This window comes from Herbaspirillum chlorophenolicum, from assembly GCF_001189955.1.
GTDB lineage: Bacteria > Pseudomonadota > Gammaproteobacteria > Burkholderiales > Burkholderiaceae_D > Herbaspirillum > Herbaspirillum chlorophenolicum.
In genome coordinates this window covers 1-903 of the sequence record NZ_LFLT01000155.1, presented here as the reverse complement: position 1 = coordinate 903, position 903 = coordinate 1, and the positions used below count along the sequence as shown (strand labels likewise).

Here is a 903-nt window from a genome sequence, read left to right as displayed (position 1 = left end):
TTGAAATCCATCGTCTCGCTCCCGGTTGCGCCGCTCTTTTTCATCGGCCGCGGAGGCATCCGATGTGAACGAGGCCAAAATCAGACACGCGAGTATGCATTTGCGATGATTGTGAGAAAATACTGCGTTATCGCGGATGCAGTATCCGCACCAGATTTCGTCTGACACCGACTTCCATCCATACTATTTACGCGTCGAAAGAATACCTATGACTAAATTGAAGAGCCTGGTCGCCAAACTTGCATTCGTCGGCATTGCCTCCATCGCTGTCCAAGCGCCGAGCTACGCCATTGACGGCGTGTCCCTGGAATACGGCACCGGTAACAACACCCAGCTGGTTCGCCTCGGCGCCCAGTGGACCTGGGCCAGAACTGGAATTTCTGGCAGTCGAACGGCACGCATATCGGTGGCTACTGGGATCTGTCGCTGGCGAACTGGCGCATGAACCACTATAACAACACGAATAGCAGCGGCAATCTGGCCGATATCGGCCTGACTCCGGTGCTGCGCTTCCAGCGTGACGATGGCAAGGGTTTTTATGGCGAAGCCGGTATCGGCGTTCACCTGTTCTCCAAGCTGTATCGCAACAACGACAAGGTTCTGTCGACTGCATTCCAGTTCGGCGACCATATCGGCGCCGGCTATGTGTTCACCAACGGCCTGGATCTGGGTATCCGCTTGCAGCACTTTTCGAACGGTGGCATCAAGGAACCTAACGGCGGCGTGAACTTTGCCGTGGCGCGTGTGGCATACAAGTTCTAAGATCCGTAGCGAAAATTCGCAGTGATAAAAAAGCCGGCATAAGCCGGCTTTTTTATTGTGGAGTGGGAGCTGCCTGTGTCCTTGGCATGGAGAGAGAAGCGATGTTGCCGGTGAGTTTGGCCGGGAGTAGGAATGGGGAAT

1 pseudogene is annotated in these 903 nt (G+C 54.7%); it reads left to right on the top strand.

Annotated features, from left to right (window positions below):
• Positions 1-208: 208 nt before the first annotated feature.
• Positions 209-762, top strand: a pseudogene (locus tag AKL28_RS23655) (acyloxyacyl hydrolase).
• Positions 763-903 lie beyond the last annotated feature (141 nt).